18 protein-coding genes and 4 pseudogenes are annotated in these 21,001 nt (G+C 67.7%); 13 read left to right on the top strand and 9 right to left on the bottom strand.

The window, feature by feature from the left end; translation table 11 throughout:
- Nucleotides 1-20: 20 nt before the first annotated feature.
- The 4 genes from ACUDAL_RS11630 to ACUDAL_RS11615 all read right to left on the bottom strand — a co-directional run bounded on the left by ACUDAL_RS11630 (nucleotide 21) and on the right by ACUDAL_RS11615 (nucleotide 4,633).
- Nucleotides 21-2,027: an SbcC/MukB-like Walker B domain-containing protein gene (locus ACUDAL_RS11630; protein WP_444678239.1), complete on the bottom strand. Its 2,007-nt coding sequence runs from the start codon at nucleotides 2,025-2,027 to the stop codon at nucleotides 21-23.
- Nucleotides 2,015-3,316 (bottom strand): AAA family ATPase, encoded by a 1,302-nt coding sequence (locus ACUDAL_RS11625; RefSeq protein WP_444678238.1) that lies wholly within the window; start codon nucleotides 3,314-3,316, stop codon nucleotides 2,015-2,017. The genes ACUDAL_RS11630 and ACUDAL_RS11625 overlap by 13 nt, the downstream gene beginning before the upstream one ends.
- Nucleotides 3,317-3,386: 70 nt before the next feature.
- Entirely contained in the window at nucleotides 3,387-4,085 is a 699-nt protein-coding gene (locus tag ACUDAL_RS11620; RefSeq protein WP_444678237.1) for an exonuclease SbcCD subunit D C-terminal domain-containing protein, read from the bottom strand.
- Nucleotides 4,052-4,633, bottom strand: a complete 582-nt coding sequence (locus ACUDAL_RS11615) for a metallophosphoesterase family protein (RefSeq protein WP_444678236.1) — start codon at nucleotides 4,631-4,633, stop codon at nucleotides 4,052-4,054. Before ACUDAL_RS11615 ends, ACUDAL_RS11620 begins: the two co-directional genes overlap by 34 nt.
- 132 nt (nucleotides 4,634-4,765) lie before the next feature.
- On the opposite strand from ACUDAL_RS11615, the gene nfi reads away from it, so the two are divergent.
- Nucleotides 4,766-5,461 carry a deoxyribonuclease V gene (gene nfi / locus ACUDAL_RS11610; RefSeq protein ID WP_444678235.1) on the top strand — a complete coding sequence of 232 codons (696 nt, stop codon included), beginning with the start codon at nucleotides 4,766-4,768 and terminating at the stop codon, nucleotides 5,459-5,461.
- A gap of 45 nt (nucleotides 5,462-5,506) precedes the next feature.
- Entirely contained in the window at nucleotides 5,507-6,073 is a 567-nt protein-coding gene (locus ACUDAL_RS11605) for a DUF1415 domain-containing protein (protein ID WP_444678234.1), read from the top strand.
- Here the strand turns inward: ACUDAL_RS11605 and ACUDAL_RS11600 are convergent.
- Nucleotides 6,070-6,959: pseudogene (locus ACUDAL_RS11600) on the bottom strand (aldo/keto reductase). The gene ACUDAL_RS11605 and the pseudogene ACUDAL_RS11600 overlap by 4 nt on opposite strands.
- 132 nt (nucleotides 6,960-7,091) lie before the next feature.
- Between ACUDAL_RS11600 and ACUDAL_RS11595 the strand changes: the two are divergent.
- Nucleotides 7,092-7,523: an OsmC family protein gene (locus ACUDAL_RS11595; RefSeq protein ID WP_444678233.1), complete on the top strand. Its 432-nt coding sequence runs from the start codon at nucleotides 7,092-7,094 to the stop codon at nucleotides 7,521-7,523.
- A gap of 50 nt (nucleotides 7,524-7,573) precedes the next feature.
- Here the strand turns inward: ACUDAL_RS11595 and ACUDAL_RS11590 are convergent, their stop codons facing one another.
- A complete protein-coding gene (locus tag ACUDAL_RS11590; RefSeq protein ID WP_444678232.1) occupies nucleotides 7,574-8,245 on the bottom strand; it encodes a gamma-glutamyl-gamma-aminobutyrate hydrolase family protein in 672 nt (223 codons plus the stop codon).
- Nucleotides 8,242-9,260 (bottom strand): annotated as a pseudogene (locus ACUDAL_RS11585) (amidoligase family protein). The gene ACUDAL_RS11590 and the pseudogene ACUDAL_RS11585 overlap by 4 nt, the downstream one beginning before the upstream one ends.
- Before the next feature lie 163 nt (nucleotides 9,261-9,423).
- Here ACUDAL_RS11585 and ACUDAL_RS11580 point away from each other — a divergent pair.
- The 4 genes and pseudogenes from ACUDAL_RS11580 to ACUDAL_RS11565 all read left to right on the top strand — a co-directional run bounded on the left by ACUDAL_RS11580 (nucleotide 9,424) and on the right by ACUDAL_RS11565 (nucleotide 14,240).
- Nucleotides 9,424-9,912, top strand: coding sequence for a hypothetical protein (locus tag ACUDAL_RS11580; protein WP_444678231.1), 489 nt, complete (start codon nucleotides 9,424-9,426; stop codon nucleotides 9,910-9,912).
- A gap of 79 nt (nucleotides 9,913-9,991) precedes the next feature.
- Nucleotides 9,992-11,734: a mechanosensitive ion channel family protein gene (locus ACUDAL_RS11575; RefSeq protein WP_444678230.1), complete on the top strand. Its 1,743-nt coding sequence runs from the start codon at nucleotides 9,992-9,994 to the stop codon at nucleotides 11,732-11,734.
- A 132-nt stretch (nucleotides 11,735-11,866) separates the two neighbouring features.
- Nucleotides 11,867-13,360 (top strand): annotated as a pseudogene (locus ACUDAL_RS11570) (hypothetical protein).
- Between the two features lie 187 nt (nucleotides 13,361-13,547).
- The gene (locus ACUDAL_RS11565; RefSeq protein ID WP_444678229.1) at nucleotides 13,548-14,240 is read left to right on the top strand and encodes a CBS domain-containing protein; all 693 of its coding nucleotides are present in this window, start codon (nucleotides 13,548-13,550) and stop codon (nucleotides 14,238-14,240) included.
- 55 nt (nucleotides 14,241-14,295) lie between these two features.
- On the opposite strand, the pseudogene ACUDAL_RS11560 reads toward ACUDAL_RS11565, so the two are convergent.
- Together ACUDAL_RS11560 and ACUDAL_RS11555 are read right to left on the bottom strand one after the other, a co-directional pair.
- Nucleotides 14,296-15,419, bottom strand: a pseudogene (locus ACUDAL_RS11560) (aminotransferase class V-fold PLP-dependent enzyme).
- 203 nt (nucleotides 15,420-15,622) lie between these two features.
- A complete protein-coding gene (locus tag ACUDAL_RS11555; RefSeq protein WP_444678228.1) occupies nucleotides 15,623-16,225 on the bottom strand; it encodes a class I SAM-dependent methyltransferase in 603 nt (200 codons plus the stop codon).
- Nucleotides 16,226-16,557: 332 nt separating this feature from the next.
- Between ACUDAL_RS11555 and ACUDAL_RS11550 the strand changes: the two genes are divergently transcribed.
- From ACUDAL_RS11550 to ACUDAL_RS11525, 6 genes are all read left to right on the top strand, one after another.
- Nucleotides 16,558-17,136: an ABC transporter ATP-binding protein gene (locus tag ACUDAL_RS11550; protein WP_444678227.1), complete on the top strand. Its 579-nt coding sequence runs from the start codon at nucleotides 16,558-16,560 to the stop codon at nucleotides 17,134-17,136.
- On the top strand, nucleotides 17,034-17,642 hold the full coding sequence (locus ACUDAL_RS11545) for an ABC transporter ATP-binding protein (protein ID WP_444678226.1): 609 nt from the start codon (nucleotides 17,034-17,036) through the stop codon (nucleotides 17,640-17,642). The genes ACUDAL_RS11550 and ACUDAL_RS11545 overlap by 103 nt, the downstream gene beginning before the upstream one ends.
- Nucleotides 17,643-17,734: 92 nt before the next feature.
- Nucleotides 17,735-18,271 carry an extracellular solute-binding protein gene (locus ACUDAL_RS11540; RefSeq protein ID WP_444678225.1) on the top strand — a complete coding sequence of 179 codons (537 nt, stop codon included), beginning with the start codon at nucleotides 17,735-17,737 and terminating at the stop codon, nucleotides 18,269-18,271.
- Nucleotides 18,272-18,356: 85 nt separating this feature from the next.
- Nucleotides 18,357-18,794: an extracellular solute-binding protein gene (locus ACUDAL_RS11535; RefSeq protein ID WP_444679367.1), complete on the top strand. Its 438-nt coding sequence runs from the start codon at nucleotides 18,357-18,359 to the stop codon at nucleotides 18,792-18,794.
- Nucleotides 18,795-18,891: 97 nt separating this feature from the next.
- Nucleotides 18,892-20,157 carry an ABC transporter permease gene (locus ACUDAL_RS11530; protein WP_444678224.1) on the top strand — a complete coding sequence of 422 codons (1,266 nt, stop codon included), beginning with the start codon at nucleotides 18,892-18,894 and terminating at the stop codon, nucleotides 20,155-20,157.
- 3 nt (nucleotides 20,158-20,160) lie between these two features.
- Nucleotides 20,161-20,985, top strand: a complete 825-nt coding sequence (locus ACUDAL_RS11525; RefSeq protein ID WP_444678223.1) for an ABC transporter permease — start codon at nucleotides 20,161-20,163, stop codon at nucleotides 20,983-20,985.
- Nucleotides 20,986-21,001: the final 16 nt, after the last annotated feature.

The raw sequence follows: 21,001 nt of genomic DNA, 5'->3' as shown, positions 1-21,001 counted from the left end.
GCGGTGCCAGGGCGGCGACGCTAGAGGCTGACCAGTCGCGCCCGGCTGGTGCCATTGCCCAGCGGTTCGACCTGGATCTGTACCGGGATTCTTTCATGCATCTCCTGCACGTGGGAGATTACCCCGACGCGGCGGCCCAGAGCCTGCAGGCCGTCGAGCGCTTCCATGGCCAGCGCCAGCGACTGCGGGTCGAGGCTGCCGAAGCCCTCGTCGATGAACAGCGACTCGATGACGAGCTCTCCCGAGGCCATGGAGGCGAGCCCCAGCGCCAGGGCCAGCGAGACGAGGAAGGTCTCGCCGCCGGAGAGCGAGTGCACCGAGCGGCGCTCGTCGCCCATGTCGTGGTCCACCACCAGCAGGCCCAGCTCGCTGCCGCCGCGGGCCAGCCGGTAGCGGCGGCTGAGGTTGGCCAGGTGGGCGTTGGCGTGCTCCAGCAGCTGCTCCAGGTTGTAGGCCTGGGCGATGCGGCGAAACGCCTTGCCGTCGGCGGAGCCGATCAGTTCGCTGATGCGCCCCCAGCGCACCTGTTCGGCACGGGCGGCTTCCAGTTCGGCCTGGCCCTGCTGCTGGCGCAGGCGCCGACGGTCGTCGTCGCGCAGGACATGAACGGCATCGTCGCGAACCTGCTGGGCTTCCGCCAGTTTGGGCTGTAGTGCCGCCTGCTGGGCGTCCAGCGCCTCCCGGAGGCTGGCGATCCGGGCTTCGACCGCTTCGCTCAGCAGTTCGGCCTCGCTGTCGGCCAGCGCCCGCTCGCGGCGGTGCTCGAGCAGAGCATGACGCCGCTCGGCGAGGCTGGCCTCGCTGCGCTGGCGTGCCTCGTCGGCATCGGCAAGCTCTCGTTCCTGGCGGGCGGCCTCTTCCTCAGGCTGTGCCAACAGCCGCGCCAGGGTGGCGTCGTCCAACTGCGGATGGGCGCGGCGCCACTCGGCCAGTCGAGCTTTCAGCTCGGCCTGCTCCTGACGCAGCTCTTCGATGCGCTCGGCTTCGTGAGCGGCCTGCTGGGTGAGCCGGGCCTGCTCGCGTTCGGCGCCGTGGCAGCGCTCGATGGCCTGGTCGCGCTCACGACGGGCGGCCTCCTGGCCGGCTTCCAGCCGTTGTTGCCAGGCGTCGGCCGAGGCGTGCTCGCCGAGCAGGGCCTGGAGCCGCTCGGCAAGTGATTGCCGCTCCTGGCGCAGAGGTGGCAGCTGGACGTCGAGCTGGGCCTGGGTTTCCGCCAGCGAGGCGCGCCGGGCCTCATGCTGGGCGCGTTCGAGCTCGACCTGGCGCAGGGCCTCTTGCAGCGGGCTCAGCGCCGCCTCGGCGCGGGCCAGCTCCTGCAGCGTACGCTCGGCCCGTTCACGCTCGGCGGCGCTGTGCTGGCGCTGGTGAGCGAGCCAGGCTTCACGCTCCGCAGGCGCAGTGTCGGCCAGCTCCGTGTGCAGGGGATGGCCGCTCAGGGCGTGCCGGGCCTGGGTCAGTCTCTCCTCGGCCTGCTGCAGCTCCTGCCGTCCGCGTGCGATCGACGCCAGCGCGGCGCGGTACTCGCCCTCGAGTTCGCTGCGTGCCAGCTGGGTCTGCTCGAAGGTCTGTCTGGCCTCGGCCAGCTGGGCCTCTTCCTGCTCCTGTTGGGCGGCCAGCTGGGCTGCCTCCGGGGTGGCCGGCGGTCGGTGACGGAAGGGGTGGTCGTGGCCGCCGCAAACCGGGCAGGGCTCGCCTTCCCGCAGCGTGTCGCGCAGCCGTGCCACGCTCTCGCTGCGGGCGGCCCGGCTGCGCTCGATGAAATCGCGCAGGGTGGCGTAGCGCTGTTCGCTGCCGTCGAGCCGCTCACGGGCAGCCTTGCCCTGAACGGTCAGTTCGGTCTGTCGCTTCTCATCCCCGGCCAGGCGTTCGCTCAGCTGACGCTGGGCCAGTTCGGTGTGCAGAAGCTCCTGCCAGCGGCTGGCCAGTTCCTCCAGCGCCAGGCCGCGGCGGGCGGCACGGTCATGGGTCTGCTGCGCCGCCTGGCGGGCGGCATCGAGTCGTTCGTGACTGCCCATCAGCTGGCGCAAGGTGGCCTGCCACTCGTCGCGCCGGCGTTGCAGCTCGCGCAGCCTGGTCGCGGTGGCCTGGTGCTGCTGGTCCAGTGCCTCTGCCTGCTGGCGGCAGTCGTGATGGCGGGATTCGAGTTCGGCCAGCTGACGCTCCAGGCTGGCCAGCGCCTGGGCGTGCTCGCGCGTCTCGCGCAGGCTCGGTTCGGCCTGCTGGCGGGCCTGGCTGGCGGCTTCCAGTTGACGGGCGGCCTGATCCCGGGCCTGCTCGGCCTGGGTTTGCAGGACGCGGGCCTGCTCGAGCGCCTCTTGGGTCCGGCGATGTGCCTGCTCCAGCGCGGCGACTTCGTCCGGCAGCGCGGCCTGGCGCAGCAGGTGGTGGCGCTGGGGCGCAAGCAGGCGGCGACAGGCGCGGTCGGCTCGGGCAGCGGCCAGCGCCTGCCAGCGATCCTCGGCATCGCGCTGCTGGTGAATCCCTTCGGCGTAGGCCTGGCGCAGCCGTTCGTTGGCGCTATGCCACTGTCGCTGGGCATCGAGCTCCTGGCCTGCTGCTGCAGGTCGGTCAGGGCCTGTTCGGCGCTTTCGGCCTGGCGTTCCAGCGCGCTGCGGGCCTCGGGCTCGGCGGGCAGGTCATCGGCGAGTTTCGCCTGCAGGGCATCGACGTGCCGCTTCGCCGTGATGGCCCGCCGGTAGGCGGCTTCGGAGATGCGCGAATACTCGGCGGTGCCGGTGAGCCGTTCCAGCAGGTCGCTGCGCTCGTTGTCGTCGGCCTTGAGGAAGGCGGCGAACTCGCTCTGGGCCAGCAGCACGGCGCGGGTGAACTGATCGAAGGTCAGCCCCAGACGTTCCGGCAACAGCTCGGCGAACTCGCGCTTCTGGGCAGTGAGCAGGCGTTCGTCGTCGAGGTCGGTGAGCGATTGTTCGACCGCCTGCAGGCGCCCGCTGGCCTTCTCGCGGGCGCGGCGCACGGCCCAGCGGGCGCGGTAACGACGCCCGTCGCGACCGAGAAAGTCGACTTCGGCATAGCCGCCGGCGGTGCCACGGCGCAGCAGGGTGCGCGGGTCGGCGGTGCTCACCGTCTCGCCTTCCACGTCGGGCAGCGGCGCGTTCTGGCTGGGCGCATGGCGCAGCCGCGGCGTGCTGCCGTAGAGTGCCAGACACAGGGCGTCGAGCAGGGTGCTCTTGCCGGCGCCGGTGGGGCCGGTGATGGCGAACAGGCCGGCATCGCTGAGCGGAGGAGCCGTGAAATCGAGCTCCAGCGGACCGGGCAGGGAGGCGAGGTTGGCCAGGCGCAGGGCGAGGATCTTCATGGGCGACGCTCCCCGGTGCGCGGCTCGGCGGGGCTATCGAGCACGTCCTGCAGCAGCTGGTCGAAGTCGGTCAGTACGTCGTCGCCGGGGGCTCGCCCCACTGCTTTTCCCAAGTGAGCTGAAACAGCTTTCTCGGCCCCAGCTGCTGCAGATCGACTCGCTCCGGCCTGCCATCGGCAGCCTGCTGGGGCAGACGCCGCTCCAGGCGCAGCAGGCGCACGGCCTTGCCTTCGAGGGCCGTTTCCACCCGGGCGCGCAGGTCGGGTACGGGGGCGGTGAGGGTGACGCGCACTTCCAGCCAGGGCCATTGTTCCCGTGGCAGGGCGGGGGCATGGGGCAGCCCCTCGAGCTCCGCCAGCACCGCGTCGAGCTCGCCGGGGCCGACACGCTGCATGGCCACGGGGCGCGGCACGGGGATCGCTTCCGTGGTGGCCAGGGTTTCACCCTCCAGCACCGCTTCCACCACCTGATGCGGGTAATTCACCTCGCTGAAATCCAGCGGCAGCGGGCTGCCGCTGTAGCGGATGCGTGCCTCGCCCACCTGCTGGGCGCGGTGCAGGTGGCCCAGTGCCACGTAGGCGATGTCGGCGGCAAAGAGCCCGGCGGAGATCGACTCCTCGCCGCCGATCACGATGGGCCGCTCGCTGGCCTCGGAAACGGCGGCGCCGTGCAGGTGGGCGTGGCTCATGGCCACCAGCGCCTGGCCGGGCTGACGACGCTTGCGGGCGGCATCGATCAGCTGCTGGTGAACGCGGGAGATGCCGGCCACATAGTCGTTGCGCGCGCTGTCGTTGCGAGCGCAGTCTTTGCCCGGTGTGCCGTGCTCCGTCTGGCCTGCATCGTCGTCGCGGGCCAGGCCGCGGCCGGTGACCTCGGCGGGGCGCAGAAGGGCAGCGCCAGGCACCAGGCGCGGGTCTCGCCGCTGGCGTCGGTGAGCGGCAGCAGCAGGCGCTCGGCGTCGAGGCTGCCGTCGTCGAGCCAGCTCACCCGGCCCAGGGCGTGGGTGCGCAGGCGACGCATCAGCGGCGCCGGCAGCTCGATGCGATTGCCGCTGTCGTGGTTGCCGGCGATCAACACGATGTCGAGTGCCGGCAGGCGCTCGTGGGCACTGACGATGAAGTCGTAGAGCAGCGCCTGGGCGGCAAGCGAGGGATTGACCACGTCGAAGACGTCGCCGGCGACGAGCAGGGCGTCGGCCTCGCGCTTGACGAGGGTATCGAGCAGCCAGTCGAGAAAGAGACGGTGTTCGGCGTGGCGCTCCTGGCCGTGGAAGGTCTGGCCCAGATGCCAGTCGGCGGTATGGATCAGCTTGAGCACGGTATCCCTCGTCGTCGGTTCTGCGCCGATGATACACGAACGTACCCCGCCCTCGTCGTTGTCGACCGCCCTTGGGAAGTGCACCCTGACCGCCTACACTGCGGACCAGCTTACGCTGTGAGGAAGGCAAGGATGACGCCACTGCATGAATGGACCCCTACGCCGGAGAAGGCCATCGCGCTGCAGCGCGAGCTGGCGCCACGCATCGAGCGCGAGGACCGCCTGGCACCGGTGCGTCATATCGCCGGGGTCGACATAGGCTTCGAGCAGAACGGCGAGATCACCCGGGCGGCGGTGGTGGTGCTGGCCTGGCCCGGCGACCCCATGGTCGGCTTCGAGGTGGTGGAGCAGGTAGTGCATCGCGAGCCGACCCGCATGCCCTACATTCCGGGGCTGCTCTCCTTTCGCGAGATTCCCGCGGCGCTGGCGGCCTTCGACAGGCTCGCCACACGGCCCGAGCTGGTGATGGTCGACGGCCAGGGCATCGCCCATCCGCGTCGTCTCGGCGTGGCCTCGCACCTGGGGCTGTGGCTCGACCTGCCGACCATCGGCGTGGCCAAGTCGCGGCTGTGCGGGGTGCACGACGAGGTGCCCACGGGGCGCGGTGAGTGGACGCCGCTGCGCCATCGCGGCGAGACGATCGGTGCGGTGCTGCGCAGCCGGGTAGGCGTCAAGCCGGTGTTCGTCTCGCTGGGGCATCGCATCAGCCTGGCGGCCTCTCTCGACTGGGTGGTGCAGTGCCTGGGCCGCACCAAGCTGCCGGAGCCCACGCGGTTGGCCGATAGGCTCGCCTCGCGGCGCGGACCCATGCCGCAACCAGGGGATTGAGCCCCCTGGTATACTGCCAGGCCCTTTTTGCCGACGAGGCCCATCATGCCCGACACCCTGACCCCCGCCTGCGCTGCCACTCGTGACTGGGTCGAGGGCTTCGTCGTGGCCCACAACGTCTGCCCCTTCGCCCGCCGCGAGCTGGTGGGGGAGACCATTCGCTTCGTCGAGGTGGCGGCCAGCGAATGGGAGCCTGCCCTCGAGGCGCTGATCGACGAGTGCCGCCGACTCGACGCTACACCGGCCATCGAGACGACCCTTATGGTGCTGCGCCCGGGGCTCGAGGACTTCGACGACTATCTCGACTTCCTCGCCGTGGCCGAGGCGCTGCTGGTCGAGCAGGGCTACGAGGGGATCTACCAGCTCGCCAGCTTCCATCCCGACTACTGCTTCGACGGCGCCGAACAGGACGACCCGGCCAACTTCACCAACCGTTCGCCCTGGCCCATGCTGCACCTGCTGCGCGAGGCGGGGCTCGAGCATGCCCTGGCCCATTACCCGGACCCCGAGGCGATTCCCGAGCGCAACATCGAACGCATGGGTCAGCTCGGCAGCGAACGCCTGGCCGACGAGTTGGCGGCGCTGCGTGGTCAGGTCCCCGACCGAGACTAGACGATATCGAGCGGTACCTTGCGCCCCGGCGCCGGGAAGGCCTCGTCGAGTCGAGCCAAGGCCTCATCGGTGAGCTCGACCTCGAGGGCGGCGGCGTTCTCTGCGACGTGCTGCGGCTGCACCGCCTTGGGGATGGCGATGGCGTCGCGCCGGCCGTTCAGCGGTCGAATGGCCCAGGCCAGCAGCAGCTGGGCGGGGTGATGCCGAGCCCGTCGGCCACCTCGCGTACCGCGCTGTGCTCGAACAGGTCACGGCGCAGCTGGCCGGCCTGGGCCAGCGGGCAGTAGGCCATCAGCGGCATGCCGAGGCGCTGCATTCGCGGGCGCAGGGCATGTTCGATGCCGCGCGAACCCAGATGGTAGAGCACCTGGTTCACCGCACACTCGCCACCGCCGGGCAGTGCCACCAGCGAGTCGAGCTCCTCCACGTCGAAGTTGGAGACACCGAAGCGGCGAATCTTGCCCTGCTCGCGCAGGCGCTCGAAGGCTTCCAGCGTCTCCGCCAGCGGGATGCTGCCGGGCCAGTGGAGCAGGTAGAGATCGAGATGATCGGTGCCCAGGCGCCTCAGGCTGCGCTCGCAGGCGTCAATGGCGCTGTCGCGTCCGGCGTTCCAGGGGTAGACCTTGGAGACCAGGAAGGCCTGGTCGCGACGGCCGACCAGGGCTTCGCCGACCACCTCCTCGGCACCGCCGTCGGCGTACATCTCGGCGGTGTCGATCAGCGTCAGCCCCAGTTCCAGGCCCTGCTGCAGGGCGCGCACCTCGTCGCTTCGCGATGCCAGGCCCTCGCCCATGTACCAGGTGCCCTGGCCGATGGCTGGAAGTTGCACGGCCGGGGCATGGGCGCTGGCAGGAAGCGTGACCAGGGGGATGGGGGCGTTTGGCATGTGTCACTCCATTTTGTGGAAAATGTTTTCAAAATCATTTGCAAAAGGGATGGCGAAGACAAGGCGATGCGCTATGGTGAGGAGGGCGGCTTTCAAGGCCGCCCCCTCGTTCTATCGCAAGGAGTCGTGCACATGAGCAACAAGAAAACCGGTAGCGCTGTCTGGGAAGGTAGTCTGAAGGAGGGCAAAGGGCAGGTTTCGACCGAGAGCGGCGCACTCCAGGATGCTTCCTACAGCTTCGGCAAGCGCTTTGAAGGGGAGGCCGGCTCCAACCCTGAGGAGCTGATCGGTGCCGCCCATGCCAGCTGCTACTCGATGGCGCTGTCGATGATCATGGGCGATGCCGGCCTGACCCCTGAGCGCATCGCGACCGAGGCCGCGGTGACTCTGGAGCAGGGTGACGGCGGTTTCAGCATCACCAAGATTCATCTCACCACCCGGGTGCGCAGCCCCGGCGCCGACGAGCAGGCTTTCCAGGATGCCGCGAACAAGGCCAAGGAGGGCTGCCCGGTCTCCAAGCTGTTCAAGGCCGAGATTACGCTCGACGCCTCGCTGGAGAGCTGAGCTGTTCTCCGCTCCCGCTGCGGCCACCCTGAGGGTGGCCGCTGTCGTGTTCAGGGCATGGTGCGCCGTGCGGCATCGACCAGGGCGCGAATCAGGCGCTGCTGGGGGCGATTGAAGATCAGCCACTCCGGATGCCACTGCACGCCGATCAGGAACTCGTGGTCGCGGGATTCGATGCCCTGCACCAGTCCGTCGCGGTCGCGGGCGACGATCTCGATGCCGCGCCCTGCTTCCTGCACGGCCTGGTGATGCAGGCTGTTGATGCGGCACCAGCTCACCTTGAGGATACGACGCAGCTGCGTGTCGGGAACGATGTCCACGGTCTTGCGCGGCAGCACGGTGCGGCGGCGCTTGAGCCCCTCATGGGTGGTGTAGATGTCGGGGTCCAGGGTGCCGCCCAGGTGGACGTTGAGCATCTGGGCGCCACGACAGATCCCCAGCACCGGCTTGCCCTGAGGAATGAAGCGCTCCATCAGTTCCAGCTCCAGCTCGTCGCGCTGGGGGTCGAGGCGCACGTCGAGCTGCACCTCGCCGCCGTAGAGATGCGCCTGGATGTCGTCGCCGCCGCCGATGATCAGACCGTCGAGCGCTTCCGGCAGCGGGCGCGAGGGCGACAGCCGCAGCGGCCTGCCGCCGTGCCGCCATACGGCGAACCAGTCGAACCACCAGGCGATGCGGCTCTTGTAGTCGGAGGTGGTGATGCCGATAAGGGGGCGAGTCATGACCGGGGGCGCTCCTCCTTGAGCCAGAAGCGCAGCTTGCCCAGCCAGCGCGACAGCCTGGTCTGCGTATGGTAGCGCACGAAGGCGGCCGCGCGTTCGGCCAGCAGCTTGCGGTTGGCGGCGAGTCGTTCGACTTCCACCCAGCGGTTCCACTCCACCACCGCGCCCCAGCCGGGCTGGGAGAGCTGGGCGTTGGGCAGGCGATAATGAAAGGTGGGCCGCGGCTTGACCAGGCTATTGTGGAACAGCTCGTTGGGATAGTCGGGCCGCAGGTGAGCGAACAGCGGGTAGAGGTCGAGCTCGCGATTGCGGGTGGGGTTGCACTCGATGTAGTCGGCGATCAGGCCGTCGAGGTCCGGCGCATAGCCGGCGTCCAGCACTTTCAGTACGTAGGGCCTGGGAAAGGGGTTGGCGTGCGGCAGCACCTCGCGGGTGATGTCGACATTGATCTCCTTTCGCAGCCAGGCGGCGCTGAGCAGGAAGGCGCGGAACTGGGCCAGGATGGCCTCGACGCGATGATCGGCCACCTCGGGGTTGAGATGCAGCCCGAAGCCGTACAGCAGGCTGGCATCGGTGCCCTTGGCCCCATGCGCCTGCAGGGCGGCGAGCAGGGCATCGAGCTCGCCCAGCTCGTGCCAGGGCACTGGGGGACAGACGATCTCGGTGGGCACCAGGCCGGTCACCACGTCGCCGATCAGCTCGCGCGTCTTGTTGTGCAGGTCCAGGCGCATCTGGTGGCGGTGGCGCTCCCACTCGGTATCGCGCCTTGGCACCTTGGCCATCACTCGGGCGTCGGGGTGGGCGTACTGGGTGTCGAGCTCGATGATGAAGTCGCCCCAGCGCGTGGCTTCGACTCTGAAACGATGCGGGCTCAGGGGGCAGAGCGTGCCGCCAAACAGGCGGCGTACCAGCTCCGCGGTCTGCACGGGGGCAGCCCGGCAAACTCGATCTCGACGCCGACCCGGCGCGGATTTCCCTGTGGATTCAACGGCTCGGGCGGTGTTTGCGGGAGCATGAGGCGTCCTGTGCAACTCGAGCGATTCTCGACGCCAGCCTAGCATAGTGCGAAGGTGAACCGGCAGGAGCCCGGGGGCTCCCAATTCACAGGAGACAAACCGACAAGGAGTGCAGTGGCAATGCCAGGCGGTTTTCCTCGTATCGCGAAGTATCGTTCAGGGGTGCATGCAGGGGCTTGGTGGTGGCGCCTGCTGTGTGGCGTGGCGCTGCTGCTGCTGGTCAGCGGCCCGCTGAACGCCCAGACGCTCTCCCTTGCCGGGCTGGGGGCGGAAGGCGAGCAAGACCCCGATGCCAGCTACGACAGCGCCTCGTTCCTGCAGTCCCTGGACGAGGTGATCGCCACCCTGGAAGACGAGCAGCGGCGCGGCGCGCTGCTCGACGAGCTGCGCGAGATGCAGGTCGCGGCCGAAGCCACGGCCGATACCAGCCCGGTGCAGCGCCAGGGGCTGCTGGGTGCGCTGGCAGGAACGCTGAGCGACCTGGGCGAGCAGGCGGAAGCCGGCGAGTCGCCGCTCGACGACTGGCAGCGGCAGCTGGAGCAGGGCTGGGGGACCTCAGCGAGCTGGTGGTGGAAACCGGCACGCCGCAGATGCTGCGCTTCCTGGTCGAGAGCGCCGTCATGTTTGGCATCTGGGCCGGTATGCTGGTGATCCTGGTGGCGCTGGGGCGAATGTTGTTCGTGCGCCGCCAGCTGCCGCTCGACCTGCCGCGCGACCCCGGGCCTGGCTATTGGCGCTGCACTTCCTGCGCCGTATGGCGCCCTGGGCGATCGCCTTCCTGCTCATCCTGGGCCTGGACCAGGTGCTGCCGCCAAGTCCGGGGCGCACCCTGGCGCTGATCGTCGGCTATTTGGCGCTGTGTGGGCGCACGCTGTCGGTGATTGTCGAATGCGTGGTCTCGGTGTTTACCCGCGGCCACCGTTTCGTGGCCGTGCAGATTCTGCAGCAGCAGGGCCTGCGCATGCTGTTCCTGATCGGCGCGCTGATCGCCCTGGGCGATGCGCTCAATGCGGCCCGTCTGTCCTGGATCGTCGGCGAAGAGCTGGCGGCGCTTGGCTCGTCCTTGGCCAACATGCTGGCGGCGCTGCTCACCCTTCGCTTCATCACCAAGTTCAAGCGTCCGATCAAGCACCTGATCCGCAACCGCGCCTGGCGCGTGCGCCGCGAAGGTGGCACCACCGTGGAGCTGGCGCGCATCGTCGCCAAGCTGTGGCATATACCCGCGCTGCTGCTGGTGGTGGTTTCGCTGCTGGCGATCTTCATCACCGTCGGCGATGTCGGCACGGCGCTGGCGCGCTCGGTGATCTCGGCCGCGCTGTTGATCCTGACCCTGGTGGTCACCGGGCTGATGCAGCGCCACAGCGAGCGGCGCGCCAAGCGTCGCCGCATCAGCGAGTATCGCCGGCGGCTGGAGCGGGTCGGCTACGCGCTGTCGCACATGCTGACCTGGGTGGTGTTTGCCGAGCTGTCGATGCAGGTGTGGGGCGGTTCGCTGTTCGGGCTGGGCCAGCAGGGCATGGCTGGGGTGGGCATCGGCCAGGCCCTGCTGGCGCTGGGCTTCACCATTCTGCTGGCCTGGCTGGCCTGGATCTTCGCCGACACCGCCATCCAGCGCGCGCTGATGTCCTCGGCGCGTTCGCGCGGACGGCGCGTCAACCAGGCACGGGCCCAGACGATCACGCCGATGATCCGCAACGTGATCTTCGCTACCATCGTGATCATCGCGGTCATCGTCGGGCTGGCCAATCTCGGCGTCAACGTCACGCCGCTGCTGGCGGGTGCCGGGGTGATCGGCCTGGCCGTGGGCTTCGGTGCCCAGACCCTGGTGCAGGACCTGATCACCGGCATCTTTATCATTGTCGAGGACTCTCTGGCGGTGGACGATTTCGTCGAGATCAACGGCCACATGGGTACGGTGGAGGGGCTGACTCTGCGCACGGTGCGCCTGCGCGACCTCGACGGCATCCTGCACATCATCACCTTCAGCGCCATTCAGTCGATCCACAACATGTCGCGCCACTTCGGCATCGCGCTGATGCGCATCCGCATCCCCCACACCATGAAGATCGACGATGCGATCACGCTGATGCAGGAGACCGCCCAGGAGCTGCGGCAGGACCCGGTGATGCGCCACCACATCTGGTCGCCGCTGGAGATGCAGGGCATTGACCGCTTCGATGAAGGTGCCGCGGTGCTGCGCATGCGCTTTCGCACCGCACCGGTAATGCAGTGGGACGTGGCGCGCGCCTTCAACCTGCTGCTCAAGCAGCGTATGGAGAGCCAGGGGCTCGACCTGGGCCTGCCGCGGCTCAGCGTCAGCATGGAGGGTGTGCCCGGCGACACCCTCACCGATCGCGGCCGCGACGAGCCGGCGCCGCCGCGCGATGCCAAGGGGCGCGCGCCGGGCGAAGCCGGTATCGCCGACCTGGAGGGCAGCCTTAACCCCCAGCGCGCCTCGCCAGACTCCTCCTGACCCGCGATCCGCCGCGCCGCGATGGCAAGCGGCCGGCCCTTGCTCGTACTATGGCAGGATGGCAGCCCCACCCGCCGGGACCATCGCCCAGCCGCGGTTGGCCCCCGATCCGTGACAAGGAGCAGCGACGACGTGATCACCGTCGAGCGCAAGGACAGCTATCACCTCAAGGTTTCCCGCGTGCTGCAGGAGGAGACCTCGCATCGGCTCGACCTCTTCCTCTTCGTGCCCGGCGAGCTCGGCCTGAACACTCATGTGCTGTCCGAGGATGAGTTCTACCACGGGGCGATTCACGTCAAGCGCACCTACTTCAGCGACAAGCACCACCTGCCGCTGGTGTTAAGCCGCCTGGCCAGTCGCGGCAAGCTCAGCTCCGAGCAGTACCGTCTGAGCCTGAGCCTTTACGCCTACCAGTACGTGGTGGCCCTGGAGCGCGCCACCCAGAGCCTGCTCGATGCCGCTCGCGAAGTGAAGGAGGCCGAGCAGCGCAGCGGACGCAGCGACGAACCGGAGGGCGGCGAGACCGGCCCGGGGAAGCGGACCCGGCGGGCGTCGAGGGCGCCGACGAGGAGGAGGAGGAAGCCCCGACACGCCGGCGGGGCGCTTGCAGGAGCGCCTCGAGGAGCTCTGCGAGCTGGCGCTGGGCATCCTGCGCCGGCTGCGGCGCAACAAGCCGAACGGCGAAGAACTCTACAAGTACTACGCCAATATCGACAACTACCTCTCATGGTTCACCGAGCAGCGGCTGCTGGCGCTGGTGGCGCACATGCCGCGCGGGCGCGGCTTTCGCGCCATCCGCGCGCGGCTGCTGGAGATCTGCGAGCTGGAGGGCAGCCACCGCGAGCAGGCGGAGTACAACTCCCGGCGGGTGACCGAAGACCCCACCCGCATGTCCAACAAGATGCGCCTGCTGCGGCGCCTGATCGAATATCCCGTCACCCTGAAGCAGAAGAGCCAGGAGCTGGGCGAGGGGAGCAGAAGGCGGTGAAGGGGCTCGCCACCGGGGTGGTGATGATCTTCGTGTCGCTGGGCCTGCTGCACCTGCGCGATATCGTGGGCAACATCACCGCCCTGTTCGTGCTGGCCATGGCGCTGCTCTATGCCATGCGCGAAGTGTTCAAGGACGACCTGCGCAATACCCTGTGGCGCTGGCTGCGCAAGGGTCGGCCCAAGTGGCGTCGCCAGTACTTCGATGCCACCAGCAACGAGCTGGTGGGCCGCCAGCTCGAATGGTTTGACTACAAGCGCTACGACAAGCTCGACGAGCCGATACGCCGCGTGCGCAAGCGCAACGTGGCACAGCGCGAAGAGGTCGTGCTGCACTACCGTTCCAGCTCGCGGATGTCGCCCACGCGGTTTCTCAGCGGCTACGAGAAGACTCGCGAGACCCTGACCCTGGACCTGACGCCGTTGACCCGGCTGATGGACAAGGGCACCCACCACGTCTATCGGCTCAAGGATGGCCAGGTCTCGCGGGAATCGGTGGAGAAGCGCCACCTGTTCAATCTGGTGATCCGCGAACAGGGCGGGCAGGCCGAGCCGGTGCTGCAGCGCTGGAAGATCGTCATGAGCCGCTCGCGCATCGTCGACGTGGAAAAGGTCCATCAGGAAGGGGAGCAAGCCTGAGCGGACAAGGCCGCACGCGATGCGGGCGGGCTGAGGATGTCTTCCCGCACCAGAGCCTTGTGTCGTGTGGTTGGCTTGTGTCAAACCTTGTCTACGGCGGGTCTGCTAACGTGAAGAGAGCGGCCCCTGCAACGCTGCGCTTGCCCTGCGCCGACCGCTTCCCTTTCGCAACTTCGGAGAAATTGCCATGCAAGCAGTGGATGTCATGACACCCAAGGTGGTGACCGTCTCGCCCGACACCGACGTCAGAGAGATCGCCCGCCTGCTGCTCGAACACAACATCAGCGCCGTGCCGGTGGTGGACGACGGCGACAAGGTGCTGGGCATCGTCAGCGAAGGCGACCTGATGCGGCGGATCGAGAACGGCACCGAGCGCAAGTCGTGGTGGCTGAAGTCGATCTTCTCCGCGGCCAACAATGCCAACGACTACATCAAGTCCCATGCGCGGCGGGCGAGCGAGATCATGACCCGCGACCCCATCACCATTCCCGAGGATATGCCGCTTGCGCGCGTGGCCAAGCTGCTGGAAAAGCACTGCATCAAGCGGGTGCCGGTGGTGCGCGAGGGCAGGCTGGTCGGCATCGTCAGCCGCGCCAACCTGCTGCGCGGCTTTTCCGCCACGGCGCCGGACGCGGTGACGCCGGTGAGCACCAGCGACCGCGAAATCCGTGAGGCCATCCTCAGGGAGGTGGACCAGAACACGGGAGTCTGGGTCGACCGGATCAACGTGATCGTGACCGAGGGCGCCGTGCAGCTGTGGGGGCTGGTGGAGAGCCAGGAGGAGCGGCTGGCGGTGCAGGTGGCGGCGGAGAACACTCCCGGCGTGACGTCGGTGGAGAACCACCTGGGCTTCTTGCCGAGAGGCGTGGGCGGCTACTGAGCGGGCGCTTGGCAGTATGATAGGTAGCGGGGCGGCATGGACCGCCCCGCGGCCGTTAGCCGACCTGCTTGAGGGCGGCTTCCAGGTTGGCCAGGCTGCGCTCGCGCGCGTGGAGCTTGTCGAGGCCGAACAGGCCGATGCGGAAGGCCTGGTAGGCGTCGCCTTCGTCGCACATCAGCGGTACGCCGCCTGCCACCTGAATACCGGCTGCGGCAAACTTGCCCACGATACCCGCATCGGTGGTATAGCAGACCACCACGCCGGGTGCCTCGAAGCCGGGGCAGCCACGCTGCGGTAGCCGTTGCGTGCCAGCAGGTCGCGCACGTCGCGGCCCAACGCCCACTGCTCCTCGCGCACCCGCTCGAAGCCGTATTCCTGCGTTTCGGTCATGATGTCGCGCAGCCGGGCCAGGCCGTCGGTGGGCATGGTGGCGTGGTAGGCGTGGCCGCCGTTTTCATAGGTTTCCATGATGCTCAGCCACTTGCGCAGGTCGCAGGCGAAGCTGGTGCTGACCGTCTGCTCGATACGTTCGCGAGTGCGCTCCGAGAGCATCACCATGCCGCAGCAGGGCAGGCCGCTCCAACCTTTCTGGGGAGCGCTGACGAGCACGTCGACGCCGAGCTTGCGCATGTCCACCCACAGCGTGCCGGACGCGATGCAGTCGAGCACCAGCAGGCCGCCAACCGCGTGCACGGCGGTGGCCAGTCGCTGCAGGTAGTCGTCCGGCAGCAGCAGGCCGGCCGAAGTTTCCACATGCGGGGCGAACACCAGGGCGGGGCGCTCGTCGCGAATGGTCTGCTCGACCTCTTCGATGGGCGCCGGGGCAAAGGGCGACTGCGGGTCGTCCGCGGCCAGCCGCCGTGCCTTGAGCACGCTGGTCGAGGCGGGGATGGCACCCATCTCGAGGATCTGCGACCAGCGATAGCTGAACTGCCCGTTGCGCACGATCAGGCAGTGCTGGCCGGTGGCGAACTGGCGGGCCACCGCTTCCATGCCGAAGGTGCCGCTGCCGGGCACGATGGCGACGCTGTGCGCCTGGTAGACCTGCTTGAGCGTGGCCGACACATCGCGCATCACGCCCTGGAAGCGCTGGGACATGTGATTGAGCGAGCGGTCGGTGTAGACCACGGAATATTCGAGCAGGCCATCGGGGTCGACATCGGGCAGCAGGCCGGGCATGGGTTTCTCCCTTGCGGTAGGTGACTGATGAGTCTGGAAACGATGAGGATATGCCGATTTTCAGCACCGAGCCAGCGGGGTTCCCGCGAGCCGCAGGCGGGCGGGTGGCGTCGACCTGGCTAAAGCCGGCTGTCAACGGGGGTGGGTCAAGGAAGCGTGAGGCGAGCCGCCGGCCGAGCAGGCCTGCGGCCCGTTCCTGATGACTACTTATGACAGAAGTAGACCCTGGCCGGTGGGATGTTGATCGGCTCGAAGGTGCTTTCCACGCGGTTGAAGGTCTGGCGCAGGTCGGAGGAGACCTTGGGCGAGAACTGGTAGATCAACATCGAGCCCTCGGGCGCAAGCGCCTCGTGGCTGCCTTGCAGGATGCGTTCGCGGATCTTGGCGGGCATGGTGCTGAACGGCAGCCCTGCTACCACGTAATCGGCGGCGGGCAGTCCTAGGCGCTCAAGTTCGGCTTCGATTGTCTCGGCCGAGCCTGCGATCACCTTGAGACGCGGGTCGGATAGGGAGCGATTGAGGAAGTCCACGAAGTCGTCGTTGGTCTCGATGACCACCAGGGTGGCATCCGGGTGTAGGCGGTTGAGGATCTCGCGGGTGATGGTCCCGACGCCGGGGCCGTACTCGACGATGACTCGTGCGCGTTCCCAGTCGACCGGTTCCAGCAGGCGGCGTATCAAGAAAGAAGAGCTGGGAATGATCGACCCCAGCATGCGCGGATGTTTGAAAAAATTGCGCGCGAAAAGCGTAAGCTGGGCACGTCGTTCCGGGCCGGCTGTGATCGAGGGTCGATCTTGCACCGCCATGGCATTCCTCCTCCATTATTCGTACATGCCTCCACTCTAGGCCAGGCGTCGCTGGCATGAAAGGCTGAGTTGCATTCGCACCTTGGCAGACAATGCGCAGAAGCGGGCGGCGTAGGGCTTGCCCAAGGCTGGAAGGGCGACGCAGCGTGAAGCGTTGAAACTGCGGCTAAAGGAGGGTGTGTAATATACTTGACGACGAATTTGTTCACCTTTAGCTTCGAACGTGGAAATTCCGGGTGAACGTCTTATATTGTTGACGCCGCTTCACCCCTTCTCAACACGTCCTCGGGTGAGCCGATGTCCAACAACAAGACCCGCGAACCGACCCCTCTTTGGCCAGCAGTCTGATCCGTTTCGTCGGGGTGCAGAAGACCTACGATGGTGAGCACCTGGTCGTGAAGGATCTCAACCTGACCATCCAGCAGGGCGAATTCGTGACTCTGCTGGGCCCGTCCGGCTCCGGCAAGACTACTTGCCTGATGATGCTGGCAGGTTTCGAAGTTCCTACCAGCGGTGACATCTTCCTTCGCGAGCAGCGGCTCAATAGCGTGCCTCCCCACAAGCGCAACTTCGGCATGGTGTTCCAGAACTATGCGCTGTTCCCGCATATGACGGTCGAGGAGAACATTCGCTACTCGCTCAAGACCCGCAGGCTGCCGGCCGCCGAGGCCGACCGCAAGGTGGCCGAGGTGCTCGACAAGATCCAGCTGCGTCAATTCGCCAAGCGCCGCCCCACCCAGCTTTCCGGCGGTCAACAGCAGCGCGTGGCGCTGGCCGGGCCCTGGTGTTCGAACCGCAGCTGGTCCTCATGGACGAGCCGCTGGGTGCGCTGGACAAGCAGCTGCGCGAGCAGATGCAGCTGGAGATCAAGCACCTGCATGAACAGCTCGGTCTCACCGTGGTCTTCGTGACCCACGACCAGAGCGAAGCGCTGACCATGTCGGACCGCGTCGCGGTGTTCAACGACGGCGTCATCCAGCAGATCGACTCCCCCAGCGCGCTCTACGAACACCCTGCCAACGCTTTTGTCGCCCAGTTCATCGGCGAGAACAACACCTTGCCCGGGCGCATCGAGTCGGCGGCCGGCGGGCAGTGCCGCGTCAGCTTCGGCAGCGGCTTCAGCACCGGCGCGCTGCTTGGACCCAACCTGGCCTCGGGCGACAGCGCCTGCCTGTCGATCCGTCCGGAGCGCGTCAAGCTCAACGGCTCCGCGCGGCAGTTGCCCAACCGCCTCCAGGCGCGGGTGCAGGAGTTCATCTATCTCGGCGACCACCTGCGCGTGCGCTGCGAAGTGGCCGGCAACAGCGAATTCATGGCTCGCGTGCCCGTCGACGAGGTGTGCAGCAGCATGAAGCCTGGCGATGTGATCGAGCTGGGCTGGCGCGACGAGGATGTGCGCGCCCTCAGCGAAGGCTGAACGGCGAACGAAAGCAACAACAACCTGGCGCCCTTGTGGCTGCCACTCTGCGTCATACCAACAACAAGGCCTTTCGGCCGGGAGACAACACCATGACCCACCACCGCTTCCCACTGTCCCGTCTTAGCCGTGGCGTCGCCATCGGCAGCCTGCTCACGGCCGGGCTGGTGCTGTCCGCCAGCGCCCAGGCGCTGACGGTGATCTCGTTCGGCGGCGCCTCCGGCGATGCCATGCAGCAGGCCTACTACGGCCCCTTCGTCGAGAAGACCGGCATCAACCTCACCCCGGGCGACTACAACGGCGAGCTGGCGCGCATTCGCGCCATGGTCGAAACCGGCAATGTCAGCTGGGACCTGGTCGAGATGGAGTCGCCGGAGCTGGTGCGCGGCTGCTTCGAGGGATTGTTCGAGCCGATCGACTGGGCGCGCCTGGGGCTCGGCGGTGAACTGATCGACGCAGCCTTCGACGAGTGCGGCGTGGGTACCTTCGTGTGGTCCACCGTGCTGGCCTACGATGCCGATGCGCTGGCGACACCGCCGACCTCCTGGGTCGATTTCTGGGACGTGCAGCAGTTCCCGGCACCCGCGGGCTGCGCCGCGGCGCCAAGTACACTCTGGAGTTCGCCCTGATGGCCGACGGGGTGCCCGCCGAGGAAGTGTACGCGGTGCTGGCCACCCCGGAGGAGTCGACCGCGCCTTCGCCAAGCTCGACGAACTGAAGCCGCACATCCAGTGGTGGGAGGCCGGCGCGCAGCCGCCGCAGTGGCTGGTGGCCGGCGACGTGGTGATGACTTCGTCCTACAACGGCCGGATCGCTGCCGCCCAGGAGGAGGGCAGCAATCTGGAGATCGTCTGGAATGGCAGCCTCTACGACCTCGACTACTGGGCCATCGTGGCCGGCAGCGAGCACGTCGATGAAGCCTACGAGTTTATCAAGTTCGCCAGCCAGCCTGAGACCCAGGCGGCCTATTCGGCGCAGATTCCCTACGGCCCCGTGCATCCGGACGCCATCGCCCAGCTCGACGATAAGCAGGCGCGGCGCATGCCCACCTATGCCGCCAACATGGAGGGCGCCCTGGCCATCGACACCGCGTTCTGGGTCGACCACGGCGAGGAGCTGGAGCAGCGCTTCAACGCCTGGGCGGCGCGCTGACATCTCCTGACCGGCGGTGACCTACGGGTCGCCGCCGCTTCTTTCGAGGGCGCGCTCGGCCGGGCCGGGCGTGCCAGGCTTTCGCATGGGGAAGGCAATGACCCAATTTGCAACGGCAGCGACGGCCCAGCCGCTCGACGGGCGTCGCCTCAAGGCACAGCTGCGACGAGCCGAACGGCTGCGCAAGCTCAAGGCGATCGGCCTGGTCGCTCCCCTGGCGCTGTTTCTCTTCGTGATCTTCGTGGTACCCATCGGCAGCATGCTGTGGCGCAGCGTCGACAACACCGAGTTTGACTCGGTGATGCCGCTGACGGCGGCAGGGCTGCGCGAATGGGACGGCACGGGGCTACCCCACGAGGCGACCCTGGCGGCCTTCGCCGCCGAGCTGCGCGAGTCGCGCCAGGGCGGCGGGCTGGGCCGCATCGGGCGGCGCCTCAACTACGAGGACCCGCAGTACCGCGGGCTGCTGATGCGCACCCTGCGCGAACTGCCGGCGGCGGAAAGCGTCACGCCCGATACCCTCTGGAGCGAGACGCTGATCGCCATCGACCCGGCTTGGGGCGAGACCGCGACCTGGCGCGGCATCCAGCGCGCCGCCCCCACCACGACCGACCGCTACATGCTGGCGTCGCTGGACTTCGAGCGCGGCGAGGACGGCAGGCTGCAGCGCATCGCCGAGCAGGAGCGTATCTACCAGGCGGTGTTCCAGCGCGCCCTGGTGATTGCCGGCGGAGTGACCCTGATTTGCCTGGCGCTGGGCTTCCCGCTGGCCTACCTGCTGGCCACGCTGCCGGCACGCACCAGCAACCTGCTGATGATCCTGGTGCTGCTGCCGTTCTGGACCTCGCTGCTGGTGCGCACCGCGGCCTGGATCATCCTGCTGCAGTCCAATGGTTTGGTGAACAAGTCGCTGCTGGCCACGGGCCTGATCGACTCCCCGCTGCAGCTGGTGTTCAACCGCATCGGCGTGTTCTTCGCCATGGTGCACATCCTGCTGCCGTTCATGGTGCTGCCGCTCTACAGCGTGATGAAGGGCATTTCGCCCAGCTACCAGCGTGCCGCGGTGTCGCTCGGGGCGCACCCGTTCGCCGCCTTCTGGCAGGTGTACGCACCGCAGACGATCTCGGGCGTGGCGGCAGGCACCATCCTGGTCTTCATCATGGCGCTGGGCTACTACATCACCCCGGCCCTGGTGGGCGGCCCGGCCGACCAGATGGTGAGCTACTACGTGGCCTACTACACCAACACCACCAACAACTGGGGCATGGCCGCCGCCCTGGGCAGCCTGCTGCTGCTCATCACGCTGCTGCTCTACCTGGTCTACCACCGCCTGGTGAACCGCAAACAGCTGATCAGGAGATGAACCATGGCACTGCCTCCCTATGCGTCACCCCTGGAAAGGGTCTGGTTCTGGACGTTCCGCCTCTTCTGCGGCCTGGTGCTGCTGTTCCTGATCGCACCGGTGCTGGTGATCATCCCGCTGTCGTTCAGCAGCGGCTCCTTCCTTACCTACCCGCTGCCGGGTTTCTCGCTGCGCTGGTACGAGGCGATCTTCACCTCGTCGGCCTGGATGGGGGCACTGAAGAACAGCATGATCGTGGCACCGCTGGCCACGCTGCTGGCCATGGTGTTCGGTACCCTGGCCGCCGTCGGGCTCAACCGCGCCGACTTCCCTGGCAAGGGGCTGATCATCGCGCTGCTGATCTCGCCGATGGTGGTGCCGCTGGTCATCGTCGCGGTGGGCATGTACTTCTTCTTCGCCCAGGTGGGCCTGCTCAACTCCTTCACGGGCCTGGTGCTGGCGCACACGGTGCTGGGGGTGCCCTTCGTGGTGATCACGGTGAACGCCACGCTGCAGGGGTTCGACTTCAACCAGGTGCGCGCCGGGGCGAGCCTGGGAGCCAACCCGCTGCGGGTGTTCTTCACGGTGGTGCTGCCGCAGATCGTGCCGGGCGTGGTTTCGGGCGGGTTGTTCGCCTTCGCGACCTCGTTCGATGAAGTGGTGGTGGCGCTGTTCATCGCCAGCCCTACCGAGCGTACGCTGCCGATCCAGATGTTCTCGGGCATCCGCGAGAACATCAGCCCGGCCATCGCCGCCATGGCGACCATCCTGATCCTGATTTCGACGCTGCTGCTGCTGACTATGGAGCTGCTGCGGCGGCGCAGCGAACGGCTGAAGGGCACGGCCTGAGCCACCGGCCGGCGCA

This window comes from Halomonas sp. E19 (assembly GCF_052439355.1).
Classification (GTDB): Bacteria; Pseudomonadota; Gammaproteobacteria; order Pseudomonadales; family Halomonadaceae; genus Halomonas.
Note: the sequence above shows the minus strand (reverse complement) of the source record. Positions and strands in the feature narration are given on the sequence as shown.